At 71.7% G+C, this 21,982-nt stretch carries 21 protein-coding genes; 3 read left to right on the plus strand and 18 right to left on the minus strand.

Annotation, left to right across the window (positions count from 1 at the left end; all coding sequences use genetic code 11):
* Positions 1-51: 51 nt before the first annotated feature.
* On the minus strand, positions 52-1,050 hold the full coding sequence (locus ABID81_RS00885; RefSeq protein ID WP_354592971.1) for a tetratricopeptide repeat protein: 999 nt from the start codon (positions 1,048-1,050) through the stop codon (positions 52-54).
* Entirely contained in the window at positions 1,047-2,849 is a 1,803-nt protein-coding gene (locus tag ABID81_RS00890; RefSeq protein WP_354592972.1) for a DUF8094 domain-containing protein, read from the minus strand. The genes ABID81_RS00885 and ABID81_RS00890 overlap by 4 nt, the downstream gene beginning before the upstream one ends.
* 238 nt (positions 2,850-3,087) lie before the next feature.
* Between ABID81_RS00890 and ABID81_RS00895 the strand changes: the two genes are divergently transcribed.
* Together ABID81_RS00895 and ABID81_RS00900 are read left to right on the plus strand one after the other, a co-directional pair.
* Positions 3,088-4,971 carry a coiled-coil domain-containing protein gene (locus ABID81_RS00895; protein WP_354592973.1) on the plus strand — a complete coding sequence of 628 codons (1,884 nt, stop codon included), beginning with the start codon at positions 3,088-3,090 and terminating at the stop codon, positions 4,969-4,971.
* Positions 4,972-5,044: 73 nt separating this feature from the next.
* Positions 5,045-6,103, plus strand: a complete 1,059-nt coding sequence (locus tag ABID81_RS00900) for an AI-2E family transporter (protein ID WP_354592974.1) — start codon at positions 5,045-5,047, stop codon at positions 6,101-6,103.
* A 97-nt stretch (positions 6,104-6,200) separates the two neighbouring features.
* Here ABID81_RS00900 and ABID81_RS00905 read toward each other — a convergent pair whose 3' ends face one another.
* The 11 genes from ABID81_RS00905 to ABID81_RS00955 all read right to left on the minus strand — a co-directional run bounded on the left by ABID81_RS00905 (position 6,201) and on the right by ABID81_RS00955 (position 16,655).
* Positions 6,201-6,944 (minus strand): alpha/beta hydrolase, encoded by a 744-nt coding sequence (locus tag ABID81_RS00905; protein ID WP_354592975.1) that lies wholly within the window; start codon positions 6,942-6,944, stop codon positions 6,201-6,203.
* The gene (locus ABID81_RS00910) at positions 6,941-7,240 is read right to left on the minus strand and encodes an Rv1322 family protein (RefSeq protein WP_354592976.1); all 300 of its coding nucleotides are present in this window, start codon (positions 7,238-7,240) and stop codon (positions 6,941-6,943) included. The genes ABID81_RS00905 and ABID81_RS00910 overlap by 4 nt, the downstream gene beginning before the upstream one ends.
* A 60-nt stretch (positions 7,241-7,300) precedes the next feature.
* On the minus strand, positions 7,301-8,011 hold the full coding sequence (locus ABID81_RS00915; protein WP_354592977.1) for an aggregation-promoting factor C-terminal-like domain-containing protein: 711 nt from the start codon (positions 8,009-8,011) through the stop codon (positions 7,301-7,303).
* 214 nt (positions 8,012-8,225) lie between these two features.
* Positions 8,226-8,780 carry a DivIVA domain-containing protein gene (locus ABID81_RS00920; protein WP_354593308.1) on the minus strand — a complete coding sequence of 185 codons (555 nt, stop codon included), beginning with the start codon at positions 8,778-8,780 and terminating at the stop codon, positions 8,226-8,228.
* Positions 8,781-8,844: 64 nt separating this feature from the next.
* Entirely contained in the window at positions 8,845-9,843 is a 999-nt protein-coding gene (locus ABID81_RS00925; RefSeq protein ID WP_354592978.1) for a phosphatidate cytidylyltransferase, read from the minus strand.
* The gene (gene frr / locus ABID81_RS00930) at positions 9,843-10,361 is read right to left on the minus strand and encodes a ribosome recycling factor (protein WP_217270968.1); all 519 of its coding nucleotides are present in this window, start codon (positions 10,359-10,361) and stop codon (positions 9,843-9,845) included. The genes ABID81_RS00925 and frr overlap by 1 nt, the downstream gene beginning before the upstream one ends.
* Positions 10,362-10,438: 77 nt before the next feature.
* Positions 10,439-11,158 (minus strand): UMP kinase, encoded by a 720-nt coding sequence (pyrH, locus tag ABID81_RS00935; protein ID WP_354592979.1) that lies wholly within the window; start codon positions 11,156-11,158, stop codon positions 10,439-10,441.
* Positions 11,159-11,309: 151 nt separating this feature from the next.
* Positions 11,310-12,137 (minus strand): translation elongation factor Ts, encoded by an 828-nt coding sequence (gene tsf / locus ABID81_RS00940; protein ID WP_354592980.1) that lies wholly within the window; start codon positions 12,135-12,137, stop codon positions 11,310-11,312.
* Between the two features lie 42 nt (positions 12,138-12,179).
* On the minus strand, positions 12,180-13,100 hold the full coding sequence (gene rpsB / locus ABID81_RS00945) for a 30S ribosomal protein S2 (RefSeq protein ID WP_354592981.1): 921 nt from the start codon (positions 13,098-13,100) through the stop codon (positions 12,180-12,182).
* Positions 13,101-13,421: 321 nt separating this feature from the next.
* Complete coding sequence (locus ABID81_RS00950) at positions 13,422-15,137, minus strand: BCCT family transporter (protein WP_502915165.1); 1,716 nt, start codon at positions 15,135-15,137, stop codon at positions 13,422-13,424.
* A 69-nt stretch (positions 15,138-15,206) separates the two neighbouring features.
* Entirely contained in the window at positions 15,207-16,655 is a 1,449-nt protein-coding gene (locus ABID81_RS00955) for a sugar porter family MFS transporter (RefSeq protein ID WP_354592982.1), read from the minus strand.
* Between the two features lie 133 nt (positions 16,656-16,788).
* Between ABID81_RS00955 and ABID81_RS00960 the strand changes: the two genes are divergently transcribed.
* Positions 16,789-17,343 (plus strand): murein hydrolase activator EnvC family protein, encoded by a 555-nt coding sequence (locus ABID81_RS00960; protein WP_354592983.1) that lies wholly within the window; start codon positions 16,789-16,791, stop codon positions 17,341-17,343.
* A gap of 13 nt (positions 17,344-17,356) precedes the next feature.
* Here ABID81_RS00960 and ABID81_RS00965 read toward each other — a convergent pair whose 3' ends face one another.
* From ABID81_RS00965 to ABID81_RS00985, 5 genes are all read right to left on the minus strand, one after another.
* The gene (locus ABID81_RS00965; protein ID WP_354592984.1) at positions 17,357-18,271 is read right to left on the minus strand and encodes a tyrosine recombinase XerC; all 915 of its coding nucleotides are present in this window, start codon (positions 18,269-18,271) and stop codon (positions 17,357-17,359) included.
* Between the two features lie 50 nt (positions 18,272-18,321).
* On the minus strand, positions 18,322-19,584 hold the full coding sequence (gene dprA, locus ABID81_RS00970; RefSeq protein ID WP_354592985.1) for a DNA-processing protein DprA: 1,263 nt from the start codon (positions 19,582-19,584) through the stop codon (positions 18,322-18,324).
* Complete coding sequence (locus ABID81_RS00975) at positions 19,581-21,110, minus strand: YifB family Mg chelatase-like AAA ATPase (protein WP_354592986.1); 1,530 nt, start codon at positions 21,108-21,110, stop codon at positions 19,581-19,583. Before ABID81_RS00975 ends, dprA begins: the two co-directional genes overlap by 4 nt.
* Entirely contained in the window at positions 21,107-21,472 is a 366-nt protein-coding gene (locus ABID81_RS00980; RefSeq protein ID WP_354592987.1) for a YraN family protein, read from the minus strand. Before ABID81_RS00980 ends, ABID81_RS00975 begins: the two co-directional genes overlap by 4 nt.
* Before the next feature lie 142 nt (positions 21,473-21,614).
* A complete protein-coding gene (locus tag ABID81_RS00985) occupies positions 21,615-21,938 on the minus strand; it encodes a DUF2469 domain-containing protein (protein ID WP_056046179.1) in 324 nt (107 codons plus the stop codon).
* Positions 21,939-21,982 lie beyond the last annotated feature (44 nt).

A 21,982-nucleotide genomic window follows, 5' to 3' on the forward strand; every position in this document is an offset into this window, starting at 1 on the left:
CCCGCCACCCTCTCGGGCTGCGGGGGTTCCGTCGTCGTCAGGAGGCGCGGGTCAGTACAGCAGCATCGCCAACCGCCGCCGGGCGGTCGCCACCCGAGGGTCGTCCACCCCGACGATCTCGAAGTACTCGAGGAGGCGGGCCCTGGCCGTGTCGCGCCCCTGCGGGTCGAGCGACGGGAAGACGGTCAGCACCCGGTCGAACGCGTCGTCGATGTGTCCGCCGCTGAGGTCGAGGTCGGCGACGTCGAGCTGGGCGTCGAGGTCGGTCGGCGCCGAGGCGGCCGCCGCCCGCACGTCGGCGAGGGAGGCACCCTGCAGGCGCTCGAGCAACGACACCTGCGCGAGGCCGGCGACCGCCAGCTGGTCGCGCGGGTCTTGGGCGATCGCCGTCTTGTAGGCGGTGATCGCCGCGGCGTAGTCGCCCCGGTCGATCGCGTCGTAGGCGTCCTGGTGGTGCGGCGGCAACGGCTCGGGCTTGGGCTCGACGTCGTCGGCCTCGCCGACCGGGGCGCCGTCGACGACGGCGGTGCCCGTGACGCCGTTCTGGGCCGCGAGCTCGAGCACCTGCTCGAAGACGTCGCGGACCTGGGCCTCGGGCAACGCGCCGACGAAGAGCTGCACGGGACGGCCCCCGATCACGGCGGCGACCGCCGGGATCGACTGCGCCTGGAAGGCCTGGGTCAGCTGCGGGTTGGCGTCGACGTCGACCTTGACGAGCAGCAGGCGACCGGCGTACTCGCCCACCAGCTTGTCGAGCACCGGCGAGAGCTGCTTGCACGGGCCGCACCACTCGGCCCAGAGGTCGACGATCACCGGGACGGTGTTGCTGATCTCGAGCACCTGCGTGAAGGTGGCGTCGGTCGCGTCGAGCACGAGACCCGGCACCGCGACCTGACCGGCGGCCGGGGCCGGGACGCCACCCGCGCCTCCTGCGGTCGAGGCCTCGGCTGGGGCGCCGGAGGGCGCGGCCGGTGCCGGCGGGCGGTTGACGAGCGACGACAGGTCGACGGCGCCTCGGAGGCCGGCGGGGACGGGTGGGAGGTTGGTCATGGCAGCTCCTTGGCAGAGATGAGGGCCTGGCTGAAGCCGAGCAGGACGATCGGGTCGTCGCTGCCCACGGGCGGGACGGAGAACAGCAGCTCGACGCCGTAGGTGGCCTCGATGCCCTTCGAGGACTCGTCGAGGCCGAGCAGGGTCTTGACCGTGCCCTCGGGGTTGACCTTGGCACCGGTGGCCGTCGGCTTGACGGTCTCGATCTCGTTCAGGGCCACCGAGACGATCGCGCCGGCGTCGTTCGTGGCGAACGCGACCGGCGTCTCGTCGTCGGGCTGAGAGGTGTAGTCGATCGACGCGGTGGTGGGCAGGGCCGCCCGCTTGGCGTCCTTGTAGGCCTTGCCGATCTTCTCGCGCAGGGTGTCGCCGTCGCCCTGGAACTGCGCGGCGTACTGGCTCTCGTCACCGTTGCGCAGGATGTCGCCGTACGCCTCGGCGAGCTGGTCGGGCTGCAGCGCGAGCAGCTTGACGTCGGGCGACAGCCGCGCGGCGCCGATCGAGGCGGGCGCCACGGTGAGCGGGGTCTGCGTCTGCAGGCTGACGGCGTACTCGACCTTGTACGGGTCGCGGGCCGTGGCCTGCTCGAGGGTCAACGCGACGGGTGCGACGCTCGCGTCGGCGTCCTGGACGACGACGAAGGCCGACCGGGGCCACGAGTCGGCCTGTTGCGGCAGCGTCAGCGTGACGGTGCCGGACGGGATGGCCAGCGGCGCGGCGGCTGCCGCGTCCTTCGAGCGGATCACGTAGTTGGCCTGACGCTGCTCGAGGGCGGGGCCCGTGAAGCGGGTGGCGGCGAGGTCGCCGTTCAGCGAGGCGTCGGCCTCGGTGGCCGTCGCCGAGATGCGCTCGACGATGCGCTTCGCCTGGGCCACGCTGATGACCGGCGGTTGCAGGGCCGTGCCCTGGTCGCCGCTGCCCGTGCCGTCCGACGACGTGGGCGTCGGGGTCGGGGTGGACGAGTCGGAGCCCGCGGCGGGCGCCTGCTGCGGCCAGTAGTCCGCCGTGCACGCCGACAGGGCCAGGGACGACACGAGCACGATCGGTGCGACGACGACGAGGCGTCGGATGCTGCGGGCGCGGCCCCGCACGGGTGCGATCGTCTCGGAACCCTGCGCGTCGAGGGCCTTGACGGCCTTGCGACCCGCCCGACGCGACAGCCGGGGCCGCTTGCCGTCGCCCGACCGACGACGCGGACCGCGGGTGCGACGGTGGTGGAGGATCGCCCAGACGTAGAGTCCGATGCCGATCAGCAGCACGACGAGCCCGCCGACGATCAGCGGGCCCGCGAGGGGCGTCGCGGTCGAGAGCGGCCAGGTGACGCGGATGTCGGAGGGCGCGGGCTGCGTGCCGTCCGAGACGACGACGAGGGAGACGTCGTCGGGGGCGTCGAGCGAGAACGTGAGGTCGGAGCCCGAGAACTGGTCGAACCAGAGGTCGGAGTCGGTCGGGTCGGGGACGTCGGTGCTGTCACCCGTGACCGTCCGGCTGACGAGGCCGCCCGTGGCCTGGTCGTACCCGACCTCGTTGTACGTGGCGTCGCCGACCCAGCCCAGCACGTCGGACGTGCGGCCGTAGGCCGCGAAGGCCGTGTCGCCGCCCGAGACCGACACCGTCTGGCGCCCGTCGTGGCCGTGCAGCGCCGAGGCCGGGACGACCGTGACGGTCGCGTCGGAGTCGGAGGTGTCGACCTGGGACGACACGCTCGGCGGGGGTGCGAAGACGGTGCGCTGGGCGAAGCCCAACGCGACCATCACCGCCGCCAGGACGACGACGACGACTGCCACGATGAAACGCACGTTTCTCTCCCTCCGAGCCACCATCCCGGTCGGGGCGCCAGGAACCGTCGTGGTCGACGACGGGCCTCGCACGAGCCTGGCCAGGGGGCCGGGCGCGGCAGCAGAATTTAAGACGGCTCAGCGTATCCGACGAGGCTGAGAAGCGCCTGCCCCGCGGGCCGACGTCCGTCGAGGGGCTCGCACTAGCATCGTCACTCGGACCGAGCACCGGTCCGACCCCTGCATCGAAGGAGACACCGTGGCCGCTGACGAAGCCGATTTCGGCATCGAACTCCGGGGCTACCGCAAGGACGAGGTCGACCGCGTCCTCGGCGACCTGCGTCGCGAGCTCATCAAGGCCAACGCCGACCGGGCCGACCGGGCGAGCGAGGTCGCGTTCCTGCAGCAACGCGTCGACGAGATCCGGGCCGAGCTCGAGGAGGCCGGCACGCCCACCTACTCGGGCCTCGGCAGCAAGCTCGAGCAGACCCTGCGCCTGGCCGAACAGCAGTCCACGCTGCTGATCAGCCAGGCCGACATCGACGCCGAGGCCCTCCGCTCGTCGTCCACGGCCGAGGCGAAGCGCGTGGTCGACGACGCGACCGAGCGGGCGACGGCCCTGCTGGACGACGCGAGGGGTCGTGCCGCGGCACAGGTCGCCGAGTCGACCGCCGACGCTGACCGTCTCGTCGCCCGCGCCAAGGCCGAGGCCCGCGACCTGCTGCAGGAGGCCCAGCGCGACGCCATCTCGATCCGGGGGTCCGCCGCCACCGAGGCGGCGCAGAACGTGTCGACCGCCCGACGCGAGGCGGCCGCCCTCCGGGCCGAGGTCGAGCACGAGGTCGCCGAGCAGCGGGCCGCCGTCGCGAGGGACCTCGCCGGAGCCCGCGACGAGGCCGAGACCCTCGCCGCCGACACGCGTGAGGCCCGGGCGGTGTTCGAGGGCGACTCCGAACGACAGCGGCTCGACCTCGATCGCGAGGGCGTCACCGTCCGGGCCGAGCTCGCCCGCCTCGACGAGACGACCCGCGCCGACCTCGACGCCGAGGTGGTCGCACGTCGCGACGACCTCGACCGCGAGATCGCCGCCGCCCGGGCCGACCTCGCCGACGACGTCGCCACGCAACGGGCCGAGCTCGAACGCGACGTCGCCGCCGCTCGCGCCGAGCTGGCGCACGAGGTGTCCGAGACCCGGGCCCTGCTCGCGCGGGACGTCGACGCCACCCGTGCCGACCTCACCGACGAGGTCGAGTCGACCCGCGTCGAGCTCGAGCGGGAGATCACCACCGGTCGGGACCGTCTCGCCGCCGAGGTCGCCCGGGTCCGGGCCGAGCTAGAGAAAGAGGTGGGCGACGCCCGGACCGAGCTCGACCGCGAGACCCGGCGTCGCCGTGACGACCTCGACCTGGCCGAGACGACGTCGCGCGAACGCATCGAACGCGTCACGATCGAGACCGACGAGCGCCTCACGCGCGAGAGCGACGCCCAGGCCGATCGCCTGGCCCGCGAGGACGCCGACCGTCGGGCCGAGCTCGCGGCCGAGCTCGACCGGGTCCGAGCCGAGGTGGCGGCCGAGACCGCCGAGGTCCGGGCGACGCTGGCGGACGAGACCGAGGCCCAGCGCGCACGCCTGGTCGCCGACGACGTCCGGGTGCGGGCCGGGCTCGAGGCCGATCGCGAGCGCGCGACGGCCGACCTGCGCCGCGACCTCGAACGGGCTCGCGCCGATCTCGAGGTCGAGTTGCTCTCGCGCCGCGACGAGGCCGAGGCCGAGCTGACCCGACGCCACCGCGAGGCCGTCGCCGAGACCCAGGACCTGCTCGACGCGGCCGCCGGGCAGCTGGCCGACGCGACCCGCCGAGCCGCGGAGGTCCGGCGCGAGGCCGACGAGCTCGAACGCGGTGCGAGCGAGCACGCCCGCACGACGCGGTCGGAGGCCGACGCGACGGCCCACGAGGTGCTGACGAACGCCGACGAGCGGGCGCGATCGCTCGTCGCCGACGCCCAGCAGCGGGCCGACGACCTCCTCGGCGACGCCGAAGAACGCCTCGCCGACATCACCCGCGAGCGGGACGCGGTCGCCGACTACTTCGAGAACCTGCGTGGCATGATCGGACAAGTCGGCGGCGGTACGACAGAGTAGGACGACAGGCCGTGCCGGGCGACCGGTGCGGCTGCGGCCACGATCGGCCCGTGCCGTCGACAGGAGCCCGCCCGTGAAGATCCACAACCCGTTCCGCATCGGGCTGCTCGCCGGTCTCGGCGTGCTCGTCGCGCTCGTGATCGGTGGGGCCGTCGGGCAGCTGTCGACGATCCTGACCTACGTCGGTGCGGCGCTCTTCATCTCGCTGGGCCTCGATCCGATCGTCTCGTGGCTCGAGAAGCGACGCGTGCCCCGTGGCATCGCCATCGTCATCGTCCTCGTGGCGGTCGTCGGCGCCTTCGTCGGGGTCGTCTTCGCCATCGTCCCCGTCATCGTGCAGCAGACGACGAGCCTGATCCAGGCGCTGACCTCGTACCTGCAGAGCGTCACCACGCAGCAGTTCGTCGACAACCTGCAAGAACTCGTGCCGCAGAACGTCTTCGACGTGCAGAACGCCCTCGACTCGATCGTCGACTTCCTCACCAACCCCGACAACGTCGTCACCATCGGCGGCGGCGTGCTCGCGGTCGGCGTGGCCATCGGCAACGGCCTGTTCGGCACCGTCGTCGTGGTGATCCTGACGATCTACTTCACCTCGTCGATCAACAGCGTCAAGCGCGCGCTCTACCAGCTCGTACCCGCGTCGAAGAGGGCGACCTTCGTCGACATCTCCGAGCAGATCAGCCAGTCGGTCGGTCGGTACGTCATCGGCCAGTTCACCCTCGCCGCCACCAACGGCATCCTCAGCTTCGTGTTCCTCACCATCATCGGCGCCCAGCAGCCGGCGGTGTTCGCGTTCATCGCCTTCCTCGGCTCGATCATCCCGCTGGTCGGCACGATCAGCGGTTCGGCGATCATCGTCCTGGCGCAGATCGCCCTGCTGCCGCAGTCACCCGCCACCTGGGTCACGGCAGCCGTGTACTACCTCGTCTACATGCAGGTCGAGGCCTACCTGCTGAGCCCGCGCATCATGCGTCGCGCGGTGCGCGTCCCCGGGGTCATCGTCGTCATCGCCGCCCTGGTCGGGGGCACCCTGCTGGGCGTCCTCGGGGCCCTGATCGCCATCCCCGTCGCCGCGTCGGTGTTGCTGATCATCCGCGAGGTCTACGTGCCCCGGCAGAACCAGCTCTGAGGGCCGAGACCGCCACCGACGCCGGTGCGGAGCCGCTCGGAAGCGGGACGGACACGCGTCGCCGCGGCGCCTCGGCGCCGACGCCCGCGTCAGCGACTCAGGAGGCGCGGGGCGGCCAGGTGGACGGCAGGGGCAGCGCCGCGGGGGCGACGTGACGGACGACCTCGGTCAGCACGCGGCTCGTCTGCTTCTCGCCGACCCACAGGTGCTTCCCGCCCTCGACGGCGACGACCTCGGCCTCGGGCACGAGGGCGAAACGGCGACGCGCCTCGTCGGGACGCAGGTAGTCGTCGAACTCGGGCACGACGGCGACGACGGGTCGGCCCGCACCGTGCCAGGCCTCGAGTTCGGCGTCCGTGGTGCGGTGCAGCGGCGGGGACAGCAGGACCACACCCGCCACGTCGACCTCGAGACCGTGTTTCAGGGCGACCTCGGTGCCGAACGACCACCCCACGAGCCAGGGCGTGGGCAGGCCGCGGTCACGCACGAAGGCGACGGCGGCCGCGAGGTCCGCCGCCTCCGCCACGCCCTCGCCGAACTCGCCCTCCGAGCGTCCGCGAGGCGACGACACCCCCCGGAAGTTGAACCGCAGCACGGCGAGGTCGGCCAGCGCGGGCAGGCGTGCGGCGGCCTTGCGGATGACGTGCGAGTCCATGAAGCCGCCCGCCGTCGGCAGCGGATGGAGGGCGACGATCGTGCCGACCGGTTCGCGGTCGGCGGGCAGGCTGAGCTCGCCCACCAGCGTGAGACCGTCTCCGGTGCGGAGCTCGACGTCTTCGCGCCGCGCGGGGAGCAGGACTCCCCCGCGGATGTCGACGACGGGGGTGTCGGGGCTCGTCACGAGATCCTCCAGCAGTGGGTGTGCCAATGGCGGCGGGCCGCCAGGTCGTCTTCCGCCCCGAAGAGCCCGTCGGCCCGCCAGGCCACCACGTGCGGGGTGGCCGGAGCGATGCCCAGCGAGCACCCGGGGCAGACGTAGTCCTTGACCGCCGACGTCGCCGAGACCGACTGGACGTTGAACGAGCGACCGTGCTTCGTCTCGACCGTCAGGCCACCGAAGGACGCGCGGGTGACGTCGTACGCCTCGTCGGCCTCACGCCGGTCGCGCGAGCGACGGGAGCGGTTGCTGCGGGGCATGACGACCAGCGTAGCAACGGCCTCGGGGTCGAGGACGTCAACAGCAGCGGGCCCGGTGGATCAGTACCAGTTGTTCGCGACCGAGTGGCCCCAGGCGCCGCACGGCGTGCCGTACCGACCACCGATGTAGTTGAGGCCCCAGGTGATCTGCGTCGCGGGGTTGGTCTGCCAGTCGGCTCCGACCGACGCCATCTTGCTGCCGGGCAGGGCCTGCGGGATGCCGTACGCGCCGCTGGACCGGTTCGACGCGTAGACGTTCCAGCTGGACTCCTTCTGCCACAGCGACACGAGGCAGTCGTACTGGTCGGAACCCCACCCACGCGAGGCGACGATCTCGGCCGCGATCGCCTTGGCGCTGCCCGGGTCGGGCGTGCCGGCGACGGGCGCTGCGGACGACTTCTTGGCCGTGCCGGAGGACGAGCCGGACGTCGTCGCGGGGGCCGCGGTCTCTTCGACCACGACGGGGGGCGGCGGCGGGACGTACTCGGTGACTCCGTAGGCGTCACGGTCGGCGACCGTGACAGCGGCGTCCGCCACCGTGAGGGTCTGGCCGGGTGCGGTCAGCACCGCTGCGGCACCCGGGGCGCTCGTGGCGGCCTCGGCCCCGGCCAGCGGGTTGACGAGAGAGGCCGAGACGAAGGCGAAGGAGGCGCAGAAGCCGATGAGGGGCAGGACGAGACGGCGAGGTGCGCCGGCACGACGAGGTGCTGCGGTGGACCCTCGACCGGGACCCGTGAACGCGACGGCACCGGGAACCGGTCGGCGGACCACGCTCTGCGACGCCGGGATGCGGACCCGACGTCGGGTCGAGGGTCGTTCGACGGCCGCGGGGTGCTCTCGTCGAGAGGGACCGGGTGTCGGATTCGCTGCGTGCCTGCCCATGAGTCCGATAAGCGTAACCGAAAGGAGGCGTCGGGACCAGGGTCGACAGGTCCGCGTGTCGGCGGCGGCGGGGCGGCCCCACGGGGGTCGATCGCCCTCCGGGTCAGCGGACGGCGAGCATGACGTCGACGACCGTGTCGAGCAGCAGGTCGACCTGGCTCTCGCGGTACCCCCCGCGTCGGGGCCGGAAGACCGACGAGCGCACGTCGTCGATGCTGAGCGGGCGCCCGTCGGTGAAGTAGCCGTGCAGGCGGCGGGCCAGCCGGTCCACGTCGCGGGGGTGGTAGCCGGTCGTCAGGATGCCGACGCGGTCGAAGCGGTGCCCCTCGGGACGCTCGAGGCGCGCGACGACGTCCGCCGCCCCCGAGCGAGCGTCCGAGAACCACGTCGATTCGCGTCCGGACGACACCGCGCGTTCGCGCTCCCGACTCGCGAAGGCGTCCTCGAGCCGTTCGAGGGCGGCGTCGACGTGGGCCGTCGAGTAGCCGCCCTTCGTCAGCCCGAAGGCGGTGCGACGGATGCGGGCCGAGTCGATGCCGGCGTTCGCGTCGCCGGCGTAGGCCTTGCGCGCCTCGGCCAGGAACGAGTCGACCTCGTCGACGACGTAGCCCCGCTTGCCCTTGGGAACGATGGGGAATGTGCTGCTCACGGCCACCATCATGCCGCATGGCCCGATGTCGACCAGCGGGACGCGCGGCCCTGCCGACTTCGACCGGTCGCGGCTAGGCGAAGAGCAGGTAGAGCCCGTACGCTGCCGCGGCGGACGGCAGCGTGCTGTCGAGCCGGTCGAGGAACCCCCCGTGGCCCGGAAGCCAGGTGCTGATGTCCTTGATGCCCAGGTCGCGCTTGATCAGCGACTCGGACAGGTCTCCGATGGTCGCGGTGACGATGATGACGCCGCCGAAGACGAACCCGAACCACCACGGCTCGTCGAGGAGGAAGACCGAGAGCAGCACGGCCGCGACGAGGCTGGCGGCCACCGAGCCGGCGAACCCCTCCCAGGTCTTCTTCGGGCTGATGCGAGGAGCCATCGGGTGCTTGCCGAAGTTGAGGCCGGTCGCGTAGGCGCCCGTGTCGACGGCGATCACGACGATCAGGGCCGACAGCGTCCACCACTGCCCGTCGGGGCGAGCCGCCATGAGCACCATGAAGCTTCCGAGGAAGGCGCAGTAGATCTGGACGAAGGCCCCCGCCCCGAGATCGCGGCCGAGCGAGGAGGCGCTGCTGCGGTGGGACGGACGCGCCAACTCGACGAGGCGCCACGCCGACACGACGACGATGCCGCCGAGCAGCGCCAGCCAGTGGCCGGCCGCGCCGCCGTAGAAGGCGGCGGGGACGACCGCCACGCCCGCGAGCACGCTCGGCAGACGCGGGACGTCACGACCGGCGAACCGCAGGGCACTGGCGAGTTCGAAGCACAAGGACCCGATCAGGGCCGCGGCGACGATCATGAAGAACGCCTTGACGAAGATCAGGCTGAGCAGCACGGCGGCCCCGAGCAGCACGCCCACCGCGATGGCCGCCGGCAGGTTGCGCCCGGTGCGTGCCGTGAGCTTCTCGTTGCGGGAGTCGAGACGGGCCTTGCCGGCCCTCAGCTGGGACTCGATGTCGTGCCGCGCGGCCTGCGCACGGGCGTCGAAGTCGGCCCGGCGACTGCCGAGGGTGCTCTTCTGAGCCGGTGACGATTCGTCGGAGCCGGCGCCGTCGGGTCGATCTCTCATCAGACCTCGAGCAGCTCCGCTTCTTTCTTCTTGAGGGCGTCGTCGATCGAGTCGATGTAACCCTTGGTGATCGACTCGAGCTCTTTCTCGGCCCGGGCGACCTCGTCGTCGCCGACCTCGGTCTTCTGGGCGTCGAGCGCCTCTTTCGACTTGCGGCGGACGTTGCGCACCTGCACCTTGGCGTCCTCGCCCTTGCTGCGCACGATCTTCACGAACTCCTTGCGGCGCTCCTGCGTCAGCTCGGGGATCGTGACGCGGACGATGGTGCCGTCGTTCGTCGGGTTGGCCCCCAGGTTCGGGAAGGTCGCGATGGCCTTCTCGATCTCTTTCAGGGCCGTCTTGTCGTACGGGGTGACGATCATGGTGCGGGCCTCGGGCACCTGCAGGGAGGCCAGCTGTGCCAGGGGCGTCGGTGTGCCGTAGTAGTCGACCGGGATCTTCTGGAAGAGAGCCGGGTTGATCCGGCCGGTGCGCACCGTGCCGAAATCGTTCTTCGCGGCGTCGAGCGCCTTGTCCATCTTCTCGCGCGTCTCGGTGAGTACGTCGTTGATCGCCACTGGTGCTCCTTGTTCGGTTCGCGGTCGAGCTTAGTCGTCTAGTTGCTGACGATCGTGCCGATGCGTTCGCCACGGATGGCGCGGGCGATGTTGCCCTCGCCTTCCATGCCGAACACGTGCATGGGCATGCCGTTGTCCATGCAGAGGCTGAAGGCGGTCGAGTCGACGACCTTGAGCCCCTGCATCAGGGCCTCTTGGTAGGTGAGGCGGTCGAGCTTGACGGCCGAGGGGTCGTGGCGGGGGTCCGCCGAGTAGACGCCGTCGACGCCGTTCTTGGCCACCAGCACCTCGGTCGCCCCGATCTCGAGGGCACGCTGGGCCGAGACGGTGTCGGTCGAGAAGTAGGGCAGGCCGGCTCCGGCACCGAAGATGACGACGCGCCCCTTCTCGAGGTGTCGCTCCGCCCGCCGGGGGATGTACGGCTCGGCGACCTGGGTCATGGCGATGGCGGACTGGACGCGCGTGGCGGCACCAGCCTGCTCGAGGAAGTCCTGCAGGGCGAGGGCGTTCATGACGGTGCCCAGCATGCCCATGTAGTCGGCACGACCACGGTCCATGCCGCGTTGGCTGAGCTCGGCGCCTCGGAAGAAGTTGCCGCCGCCCACCACGATGGCGATCTCGACGTCGCTCGCCGCGTCGGCGATCTCGCGGGCGATCGCGCCGACCACGTCGGGGTTCACGCCGAGCTGGCCGCCGCCGAAGGCCTCGCCCGAGAGCTTCAGCAGGACGCGTCGGCGTCCGGTGGTTTCCGATGTCATGCGAGTCTCCGTCTCGTCGTGGCCGTAGCCAGGTTAGCGAGTTCGGGCTGGTCGCCGTCCGTCGCCGGTGGTGCGCCCGACGTCGACACGTCGGCCGGGCATGGCAACGGGGTCCGAGACACGTTCGTCTCGGACCCCGTCACGGTGCGTGCTAGGCGCCGACCTTGATGCGGGCGAAGCCCGTGATCGACAGCCCGGCCTCGTCGACGACCTTGGCGACCGACAACTTGTTGTCCTTCGCATAGGCCTGGTCGAGCAGGGCGATCTCCTTGAAGAAGCCGGTGAGGCGACCCTCGATGATCTTGGGCAGGGCCGCTTCCGGCTTGCCCTCGTTCTTCGCGGTCTCTTCGACGATGGCGCGCTCCTTGTCGACCTGCTCGGCGGGCACGTCGTCGCGCGACAGGTACGTCGGTGCGGCGAAGGCGATGTGCTGGGCGATCGAGCGGGCGGTCTCGGCGTCGTCACCGGTGTACCCCACGACCACGCCGACCTGCGGGGGCAGGTCCTTCGAGGTCTTGTGCAGGTAGATGGCGAACTGCTCGCCCTCGATGCGCGAGACGGTGCGCAGTTCGACCTTCTCGCCCATGAGCGCGGCCTCGTCGTTGACGAAGGCCTCGACGGTCTGGCCGCCGATCGCGGCGGCGTTGCCCTCGGTGGCGCTGGAGGCGCCGGCCGCGTGCACGGCCTCGAGGACCTGGTCGGCCAGGGCGACGAACTTCTCGTTCTTCGCCACGAAATCGGTCTCGCTGGCGAGCTCGATCAGGGTGGCGTAGCCCGAGCCGGGCTTGGCGGCGACGAGACCGGCGGTGGTCTGACGGCCCTCGCGCTTGGCGACGCCCTTCAGTCCCTTGACCCGCAGGATCTCGACGGCCTTCTCGATGTCGCCGTCGGCTTCTTCGAGGGCGTTCTTGCTGTCGACCATGCCCGCGCCGAGGCGGTCACGGAGGATCTTGACGTCAGCGATGGTGTAGTTGGCCATGTGTCTGACTTCCTTTCGTGGAGTCGGAAGGTGAAGAGGGGGCTACTTCGAGTCGGCGTCGGCCGGCTCGGCGGCGGTCGCCTCGGTGGCCTCGGCGACCGGCTCGCCCAGGGGCTTCGCGGCGACCTGTGCGTCGGCGTCGTTCTCTTCGACGGGGACCTCGGCGGCGGGCGCCTCGGCAGCGGCGTCGGCGGCCTTGGCCTCGCCCTGCGCGAGCAGCTCGGCCTCCCATTCGGCCATGGGCTCGACGGGCTGGTCGGCGTCCTCGGGCTTCTGGTGACGCTGCACCAGGCCCTCGGCGGCGGCGTCGGCCACGATGCGGGTCAGCAGGCCGACCGAGCGGATCGCGTCGTCGTTGCCCGGGATCGGGAAGTTGATCTCGTCGGGGTCGCAGTTCGTGTCGAGGATGCCGATGACCGGGATGCCGAGCTTCTTGGCCTCGTCGATGGCGAGGTGCTCTTTCTTGGTGTCGACGACCCAGAGGGCGGACGGCGTCTTGGTCAGGTTGCGGATGCCGCCGAGCGTCTTGTGCAGCTTGTCGAGCTCGCGCTTCTTGATCAGCAGTTCTTTCTTGGTGAAGCCCTGCGTGGTGTCGTCGAAGTCGATGTCCTCGAGCTCCTTCATGCGGGCGAGGCGCTTCGAGACCGTCTGGAAGTTGGTCAGGAGGCCACCGAGCCAGCGCTGGTTCACGAAGGGCTGGCCCACGCGGTTGGCCTGCTCGGCGATGGAGCCCTGGGCCTGCTTCTTGGTGCCGACGAAGAGGATGGTGCCGCCGTGGGCGACGGTCTCCTTGACGAAGTCGTACGCCTTGTCGATGTACCCGAGCGACTGCTGCAGGTCGATGATGTGGATGCCCGAGCGCTCGGCGAGGATGAAGCGCTTCACCTTCGGGTTCCAGCGGCGGGTCTGGTGTCCGAAGTGGACGCCGCTGTCGAGCAGCTGGCGGATGGTGACGACGGCCATGGTCGTTCTCCTTGTTTCCGGGCACACCCGCGGGTGTGCCTGCTTGTCGGTTGTCGGGCGACCGGTCGGTCGCCGCTGCCTGGTGCCCGGGCACACGTCCGCCGACCGCACCGTGGGGCACGTTCGGACCGAATGGACGCGGAGGCCGGGAGCGGCGCGAGACGACGGGGTCGTCTCGACGTCGGTGCGTCCGAGGACGCACAGGGCACGCGAAGTCAGCCTGCTGAGCAGACTGCAACGCTCATGTTAGCACCACCGACACGCCCGAGGAGGCGGTGGTCGCCACCCGAGGACGGCGACCACCCGGCACCCGCACCTCGGCTAGGGGCGGCGTCGACCGAGGCCGAGCAGCCCGCGCTTCGGGGCCCGCGCCTCCTCGAGTCCGTAGTGGTCGCCGAAGTCGTCACGCAGCTGCGTGCGCTGGGCGCGCAGGAAGCGTCGGTGTTCGGAGTCGAAGGCCCGGAAGGTCGCCACGCAGATGCCGATCATGACGACGCTGAACGGCAACGCCGTGATGATGGCCGCCGTCTTCAGGGCGTCGAGCCCGCCCGTGACGAGCAACGCGATGGCCACGAGGGCCGTGACGACCGCCCAGAAGATGCGGACCCACGGCCTCGGTTCGGTGTCGCCGCCGGTCGAGATCATGCCGAGCACGAGGGAGCCCGAGTCGGACGACGTGATGAAGAAGAGCCCGATCAGCAGGATGGCGCCGAACACGGCGATCGAGCCGCCGGGCAGCCCCTGCAGCATCTCGAACAGCGCACCCTCGGTGTCGACCGAGCCGTCGGCCGCCACCAGTCCCCCGGAGCCGAAGACCTCGCGGTAGAGCGCGGCACCGCCCATGACGCTGAACCAGAGGAAGGTCAGCAGGGTGGGGACGACCAGGACGCCGACGACGAACTCGCGGACCGTCCGACCCTTCGAGATGCGGGCGATGAAGATGCCGACGAACGGGGCCCACGACATCCACCACCCCCAGTAGAAGGTCGTCCAGGCGCCCTGCCAGGCCTCGCCCTCGGCGCCGGAGAAGGCGCTGACGGTGAAGGTGAGCCCGACGACGTTCTGCAGGTAGTTGCCGAGCGACTGGACGAAGTCGCGCAGCAGGAACAGCGACGGTCCGCTGACCAGCACGAAGACGAGCAGCAGGGCGGCCAGCACGATGTTGGTGTTCGAGAGCCACTTCATGCCCTTGGTGACGCCGCTGACCAGGGAGAAGATGGTGACGCCGGTGATGCCGGCGATCAGGACCACCTGGACGAGCAGGGTGGGTTCGGCGATGCCCGCGGCCGAGAGGCCGGCCGAGATCTGCAGGACGCCCAGTCCGAGCGACGTCGCGACGCCGAACAGCGTGCCGACGACCGAGACGACGTCGATGACGTTGCCCCAGAGGCCGTGGACGTGCTTGCCGAGCAGCGGCTCGAGCGCGTACCGGATCGAGACCGGACGCCCGCGCCGGTGGATCGCGTACGCCATGCCGAGCCCGACGACGATGTAGATGGCCCAGGCGTGCACGCCCCAGTGCAGGTACGTCTGGCTGAGGGCCTGGCCGGCGAGCTGGTTGGCGTCGCCGGTGACCCCGGGCCGCGGGCTCGCGTAGTGGCTGAGCGGCTCGGCCACCCCGTAGAAGACAAGGCCGATGCCCATGCCGGCGGCGAAGAGCATGGACAGCCACGACAGCCGGGAGAACTCGGGTTCGTCGTCGTCCTTGCCGAGCTTGATGTCGCCGTAGCGGCTGACGCCCATCCAGAGCGCGAAGACCACGAAGACGGCGGCGAGCAGGACGTAGTACCAACCGAAGGCCCCGACGATGCCGCTCTGGATCGACCCGAAGAGGCTCTCGGCCACGGCCGGGAAGGCCATGGCGAACGCGACGAACCCCAGGATGACGGCCGCCGCGGGCCAGAAGACCCACGGGGCGAAGGCCCTCCTGCGGGGCGTGACCGGCGCCTCCCGGGTCTGGTCGGGGGCGGCGCTCGTGGCGTCGCCGGGTGTCTCGTCGGCGTGCGCGACCGGTGTCGCGTCGTCGGCGTGGCTCATCGGAAGTCCTCTCGGAAAGCGAACGCCCCGCCCAGGATCTGGACGGGGCGTTCAACGATCATGCCAGGCTCAGGCCTTCGCGGCCCGACCCGAGCCGGCCTCGACGGCCGAGACGCCCATCTCTTCGAGCGACCGCCCCTTGGTCTCTGGGATCTTCGCCAGGACGAAGAAGAACGAGACGAGGGCGAAGAACGCGAAGATGCCGTACGACAACGACAGGCTCAGGGCGGCGAGGCTCGGGAACGACACCGTGACGACGAAGTTCGCGATCCAGTTCGCCATGCTGCCCACGCCGAGGGCGGTGGCGCGGATGCTGTTCGGGAACATCTCGCCGAGCAGCACCCACATGAGCGGTCCCCACGTCGCACCGAACGAGACGACGAACAGGTTGGCCGCGACGAGCGCGACCGGGCCCCAGGCACCGGGCAGCGACGGGTCGCCGCTCGCCGTGGTGGTCGCCTGGCTGAAGGCGAGGGCGGTCACGGCGAGGCTGACGAACATGCCGACCGAACCGGCCAGCAGCATGGGCCGACGTCCGACCTTGTCGACCAGGCCGATCGCGACGAAGGTCACGGCGACGTTGACCACCGCGGTGATCGTCGAGATGAGGAAGGAGTCCTCTTCCTGGAAGCCGACGGCCTGCCAGAGGGTGGTCGAGTAGTAGAAGATCACGTTGATGCCGACGAACTGCTGCAGCACGGCGAGGATGATGCCGACCCAGACGATGGGCTGCAGGCCGAAGCGGCTGCCCCGGATGGACGACTTCTTCTCGAGTTCGGCCTCGGTGCGGATCGAGTCGGTGATCTCTTTCAGGCTCGTGTCGACGGTCTCGGCGGGGACGATCGACTGCAGGACCTTCTTGGCCTCGTCCTCGCGGCCGTCACCGGCCAGGTAGCGGGGTGACTCGGGCAGGCGCCAGGCGAGGACCCCGTAGACGACAGAGGGCACGATGCCGACCAGGAACATCCAGCGCCACGCCGCGAGACCGAAGAGCGACGGCTCGGACGCGCCACCCGCCGTGGTCGCGAAGAGCTGGTCGGACAGCAGGGCGGCGAAGATGCCGAGCGTGATGGCGAGCTGCTGGAACGACGCCAGGCGACCACGGATCGCCTTCGGCGACACCTCGCTGATGTAGGCAGGGGCGATGACCGACGCGATGCCGATGCCCAGGCCGCCGACGACGCGCCAGAGCACGAGGTCCCAGACGGCGAAGGCCGCGGCCGCCCCGATCGAACTGATCAGGAACAGACCGGCACCGATGATCATCACCTTGATGCGGCCCATCTTGTCGGCCAGTCGGCCGGCCACGTAGGCGCCGATCGCGCAACCGATCAGGGCCGAGGCGACCGCGAAGCCCGACGCGAACTCGGTCAGGCCGAACTCGTCGGTGATCGACTGGACGGCCCCGTTGATGACCGACGAGTCGAAGCCGAACAAGAACCCGCCGATGGCCGCCGCCACGGCCAGCGCGGTCACCCGCCTGTTCAAGCTCTTCGTCGTTGCAGTGGTGTTCGACACCTGTACTCCTTCACGGCTCGAGGAGCAGGGCTCGTGGCCACGACTCCCCCACAAACGGCGTGCACGGGGTGTTCTTGCACGGATGAACCTTACGCCTCGCCGAGAAAGCTTGCGCATCCGGCATCGTGCCGGTATGCGTGCTCAGCTTCGGACGTCGCCCCGCTCGTCGGCCCTCGCCGGCGTCGTGACCGTCGTCGCCTGCCTCCTCGTGGCGCTGCCCTCGTCGTCGGCGACGGCGGCGGCAGCCGGCTCGGGGGCGTCCGCCGCGCGAGGCGCGGTGTGGTCGTGGCCCGTCGCCGCGCCACACCCGGTGGTCAGACCCTTCGTCGGCCCGCCGCACCCGTGGTCGCCCGGCCACCGCGGCATCGACGTCGAGGCGACACCGGGCGCGGTCGTCCTGGCGCCCGACGACGGTGTGGTGCACTTCGCCGGTGTCGTCGTCGACCGCCCCGTCCTGTCGATCGAGCACGCCGACGGGGTGCTCAGCAGCGTCGAGCCCGTCACCGCCGTCGTCGTGACGGGCGACGTCGTCACCCGGGGGCAGACCGTGGGGGTGCTCGACCCGGGGCACTGCGCCGACCAGGGCTGCCTGCACCTCGGAGCCCGCGTCGACGGCGAGTACGTCTCACCGCTGTTGTTCTTGGGAGGCGTCGAGCCGTCGGTGCTGCTGCCGACCCGGCCCGGGTGATCTCGGCGGGGCGTCAGGCGCGCGGGTGCGCCGAGCGGTAGCTGTCGCGGAGGCGGTCGGTCGACACGTGCGTGTAGATCTGGGTCGTCCCGAGGCTCGCATGCCCGAGCAGCTCTTGGACGGCCCGGAGGTCGGCTCCCCCGTCGAGCAGGTGGGTGGCCGCCGTGTGCCTGAGGGCGTGCGGCCCGGCCGGTCCGCCACCGGGCAGGTCGGCCAGCAGTCCGGCCACGAGGCGGTAGACCGCCCGGGTGCCGAGACGACCGCCGGTCGCACCGACGAAGAACGCGGCACCGGTCTCGGCCGTGACCAGGGTCGGACGGGCCAGGTCGAGGTACCGGCCCAGGGCGTCCGCCGCGGGCACCCCGAACGGCACGACCCGCTGCTTGGCCCCCTTGCCGGTCACCCGGACGGTCAGCCGCTCGAGGTCGACGTCGGCCAGGTCGGTGCCGACGACCTCGGACACGCGCAGGCCCGCCCCGTAGAGCAGCTCGACGACGGCGAGGTCTCGACGCGCGCCCGGGTCGTCGGTGTCGGCGCGCAGGGCGAGCGAGGCCAGCAGGCCGTCGACCTGTGCGCGGGTGAGCACCCGGGGCAGGCGGCTCTCGGCTTTCGGCGCACGCAGCCGGGCCCCCACGTCGACCGGCGTCCGGTCGGTCTCGTCGAGCCACCGGGTGAACGCCCGGACGCTCGCCGACCGCCGGGCGAGGGTAGCCCGGGCGAGGCCGGCCTGCGTGCCCTGCCAGAGCCAGTCGCGCAGCAGGTCGAGGTCGAGGTCGGCCACCTCACCGGGCCGACCGAGGCGGTTCTCCGCGAAGACGACGAGCGAGTCGAGGTCGGCGCCGTACGACCGCACCGTGTGGTCGCTGAGCCCGCGGCCGTCGTGCAGGTGGTCCGCGAACCGCTCGACCTCGCCCAGGAGGCGCGTCACGGCAGCGCCCGCCCCTCGCGTCTCGACCCCGGCTCGTGCATGCGGCCAGGCTAGCCATCTCGCCGCCCCCTCACCCGTCGCCACCCCGACCCGTGCCGCCGGGCCGCGCCGGAGAGGTCGAGCTCGGCGAGCACGTCGCGGACGGTCTCGAGCGACAGTCCGCTCGCGACGGCCAGCTCGTCGGTCTCGCGGGTCGCCGTCGTGCTGAGCGCGTCGAGCACCCGCATCGTCTCGGGATCGAGCCGACGCCCCTGGTACGACGCGGCGACCAGGTCGGTCGACGCCCCGGCGAGTTCGAGCACGTCGTCGACGCTCGTCACGCAATCGGCCAGGCCGGAGCGGATGAGGGCGTGGCAGCCCACGGACGACGGCGAGGTCACCGGGCCGGGCACGGCTCCGACCGGGCGACCGAGCGACTGGGCGTGGGCGGCCGTGTTCAGCGACCCCGAACGCCCGCCGGCCTCGACGACGACCGTCGCAGCCGTCATGGCCGCGATCAGCCTGTTGCGTTGCAGGAACCGCCAGCGTGACGGCTTGCCGCCGCAGGGGGCCTCGGAGATCATGAGGCCCGTCTCGATGATGCGTCTCAGCAGGCCGTCGTGACCGGCCGGGTAGAGGTGGTCGACTCCCCCGGCCATGACCGCCACCGTCGTCGCCGACGCGGCCAGAGCCGCCCTGTGGGCGGCCCCGTCCACGCCGTAGGCGGCACCCGAGACGACCGCGAGGCCGCGGTCGGCCACGCCGTCGGCGAGCTCGGCCGACACTTGCTCGCCGTAGCTCGTCGCCGCCCGCGAGCCGACGATCGCGATGCTCGACGCCGGTGCCGGGACGGACGCCGGGCCTCGTGCCCAGAGGGCCACGGGCGCGTGATCGCCGAGCTCGTCGAGGGCCGTGGGCCAGAGAGCGACACCCGGCACGAGGAGCCTCGACCCGAGGGCCGTCGCCGTCCGGAACGACCGCAGGATCACCGGCGTCTCGAGCCGAGGCCGCCACCTCTCGAGGGCCCGGGCGAGATCGAGGCGCCCGACGTCGTCACGGGTGGCGCCCGCGTCGAGCAACCGGCCCGCGAGGAGTCCCGGCCGGGGGTCGTCGTGCCCGACGGCCGCCTCGAGCACGGCCCGGAGCCCGACCGCGGGGCCCAGCACGGACCGGACGACGCCGCCCACCGCGTCGCCCGGCTCGACGACTCCCGTCCACGCACCGAGGGCGAAGGCGCGCACGACCTCACCGTCGGTGAGGTCACCCGCGTCGGGCAGCACCGGCAGGACGAGGTCGGCCAGTTCGCCGGGGGTCGCCCGGAGCAGGGCGCTCACAGCGACTGCCGCATGCTCAGTGCCCTGACCACGTGTCGCCGGACGGGCACGGGGTCGTCGTCGAGGTCGGCGAGGGTCCACGCGACCCGCAGCACGCGGTCGTAGCCGCGCATGGTCAGGGCACCGGTCTCGAGGGCCCGGTCTATCGGCTGGGAGTCGGCCGGGGGCAGGCGGTTCGCAGGGTCGCGGAGCCACGTGCCCGGCATCTCGGAGGACGAGCGCCACGGCGTCGCGGCGAGCCGCTGCGAGGCACGTCGCCGCGCCCGTTCGACCCGCACCCGCGCCTGCTCGGTCGCCGTCGGGACGACGTCCGCCGAGGCCCGGAACTGTGACGAGCTGATCCGCGCGACCCTCAACTGGAGGTCGATCCGGTCGACGAGCGGCCCGGAGAGCTTGCCGAGGTATCGACGGCGCTGGTGCGGAGAACAGCTGCAGTCGGAGTCGCGCGAGCCGTACTGCCCGCAGGGGCACGGGTTGGCCGCCGCCACGAGTTGGAACCTCGCCGGGAAACGGGCCACCGACCGAGACCGGTGGACCACGGTCTCGCCCGATTCGAGAGGCTGGCGGAGGCAGTCGAGGACCGTCTGCTGGAACTCGGGCGCCTCGTCGAGGAAGAGCACGCCCCGGGTGGCCCTCGATGCGGCACCGGGCCGGATGACCCCGCTGCCACCGCCGACCAGGGCCGCCGCGCTGCACGTGTGGTGGGGCGCCTCGAACGGCGGCCGCAGGTCGAGGTCGCCCGTGACGGCGACCCCGGCCAACGAGCGGATCGACGCCACCTCGAGGGCCGAGTCGGCGTCGAGGTCGGGCAGCAGACCCGGCAGGCGGGCCGCGAGCATGCTCTTGCCCGCTCCGGGCGGGCCCACCATGAGGAGGTGGTGGCCGCCGGCCGCGGCGACGACGAGCGCCTCGACGGCGTCGACGTTGCCGATGACGTCGGCGAGGTCGCGTTCGGCGGGCACCGGCGGTTCGGACCGCGATCTCGTGATGACCTCGACCGGTTCGGACTCGAGACCCGCGCCGTGCCAGATCGCGGCCTCACGGAGGCTCGGCACGGCCACCACGCGGATGCCGGGGACGAGCGACGCCTCGTCGGCGTTGTCGGTCGGCACCATGACCGTGCTCGCCCCGGCCCGACGCGCACCCAGCACGGCGGGCAGGACGCCGTCGACCGGCCGGAGCCGGCCGTCGAGACCGAGCTCGCCGAGGTGGACGACCCGCTCGACGGATGCCGCGGGCACGAGTTCGGCCGCCGCCAGTGCGGCGATGGCGATGCCCAGGTCGAACGACGACCCCTGCTTCGGCAACGAGGCCGGCGACAGGTTGACCGTCAGCTTGCGGGCCGGCAACGCGCACCCCGAGTTGGTCGCGGCCGACCGGACCCGGTCGCGCGCCTCGCCGAGGGAGGTGTCGGGCAAGCCGATGATGACGAAGGCCGGCAGCCCGGCCCCCATGTCGGCCTCGATCTCGACGAGGGCACCGTCGACGCCGAGCAGGGCGACGGCCCGCGTCCGCGCGACGCTCACGCGCCGACCCCGCGGACGTGGTCGATGCGCTCGTGCCCGGCGCACTGCTCGACCGTGATGCCGACGACGTCGATGCGGAGACCGCGCGGGACGGCCGACGGATGCGCCTGGCACCAGGCCACGGCCAGTCGCCGCAGTCGGGCCAGCTTGGTCGGCGTCACCGCCTCGAGGGCGTGGCCGAAGCCGGTGCCCGTCCGCGTCTTCACCTCGACGACGACCAACTCGTCGCCGTCCAGGGCGACCACGTCGATCTCGCCTTCGCGACAGCGCCAGTTGCGCTCCACGACGCGCATGCCCTGCGCCTCGACGTACTCGGCCGCGACGTCTTCGCCGCGCCGACCCAATTCGTCCTTCTTCGCCATGTGGACCTCCTGTCAGGAGGCTGGCGGACACCCACCGGACACGGGGCGGCCCGACCGACCACTGGGGAGCGAGGGCCTGGAGCGACGACTGGGGACGAGGCGTCGCGCCGACGCGCCCGGCCGCCGACGCGACGTCAGGGCGTCACTCGTCGAGCGCGAGTTCTTTCGGCAGTTCGAGGTCGCGGCTGGTCAGCTCTTCGACGTTCACGTCCTTGAAGGTGAGCACGCGGACGGACTTCACGAAACGGTCGGAGCGGTAGACGTCCCAGACCCAGACGTCGGTCATCGACAGTTCGAAGTAGAAGTCGTGCTCGGTGTCGCGCCGCACCAGGTCGACCTCGTTGGCCAGGTAGAAGCGCCGCTCGGTCTCGACCACGTAGCGGAACTGCGACACCACGTCGCGGTACTCGCGGTACAGCGCGAGCTCGACCTCGCGGTCGTAGTCTTCGAAATCGTCCTCGTCCATCGGGGGTTCATCTTACGCGGCCCCGGGCGAGCGGGACGCCGGGT

Origin of the sequence: Frigoribacterium sp. PvP054, assembly GCF_040547465.1 — a bacterium.
Taxonomy (GTDB): Bacteria; Actinomycetota; Actinomycetes; order Actinomycetales; family Microbacteriaceae; genus Frigoribacterium.

Excerpts from the sequence above, each read along its gene's own strand:
- ABID81_RS00885 (WP_354592971.1), bottom strand. The coding sequence starts at position 1,050 with ATGACCAACCTCCCACCCGTCCCCGCCGGCCTCCGAGGCGCCGTCGAC.
- ABID81_RS00910 (WP_354592976.1), bottom strand. The coding sequence starts at position 7,240 with ATGCCCCGCAGCAACCGCTCCCGTCGCTCGCGCGACCGGCGTGAGGCC.
- ABID81_RS00920 (WP_354593308.1), bottom strand. The coding sequence starts at position 8,780 with ATGGTGGCCGTGAGCAGCACATTCCCCATCGTTCCCAAGGGCAAGCGG.
- ABID81_RS00925 (WP_354592978.1), bottom strand. The coding sequence starts at position 9,843 with ATGAGAGATCGACCCGACGGCGCCGGCTCCGACGAATCGTCACCGGCT.
- frr (WP_217270968.1), bottom strand. The coding sequence starts at position 10,361 with ATGGACAAGGCGCTCGACGCCGCGAAGAACGATTTCGGCACGGTGCGC.
- pyrH (WP_354592979.1), bottom strand. The coding sequence starts at position 11,158 with ATGACATCGGAAACCACCGGACGCCGACGCGTCCTGCTGAAGCTCTCG.
- tsf (WP_354592980.1), bottom strand. The coding sequence starts at position 12,137 with ATGGCCAACTACACCATCGCTGACGTCAAGATCCTCCGTGACCGCCTC.
- rpsB (WP_354592981.1), bottom strand. The coding sequence starts at position 13,100 with ATGGCCGTCGTCACCATCCGCCAGCTGCTCGACAGCGGCGTCCACTTC.
- ABID81_RS00950 (WP_502915165.1), bottom strand. The coding sequence starts at position 15,137 with ATGAGCCACGCCGACGACGCGACACCGGTCGCGCACGCCGACGAGACA.
- ABID81_RS00960 (WP_354592983.1), top strand. The coding sequence starts at position 16,789 with ATGCGTGCTCAGCTTCGGACGTCGCCCCGCTCGTCGGCCCTCGCCGGC.
- ABID81_RS00980 (WP_354592987.1), bottom strand. The coding sequence starts at position 21,472 with ATGGCGAAGAAGGACGAATTGGGTCGGCGCGGCGAAGACGTCGCGGCC.
- ABID81_RS00985 (WP_056046179.1), bottom strand. The coding sequence starts at position 21,938 with ATGGACGAGGACGATTTCGAAGACTACGACCGCGAGGTCGAGCTCGCG.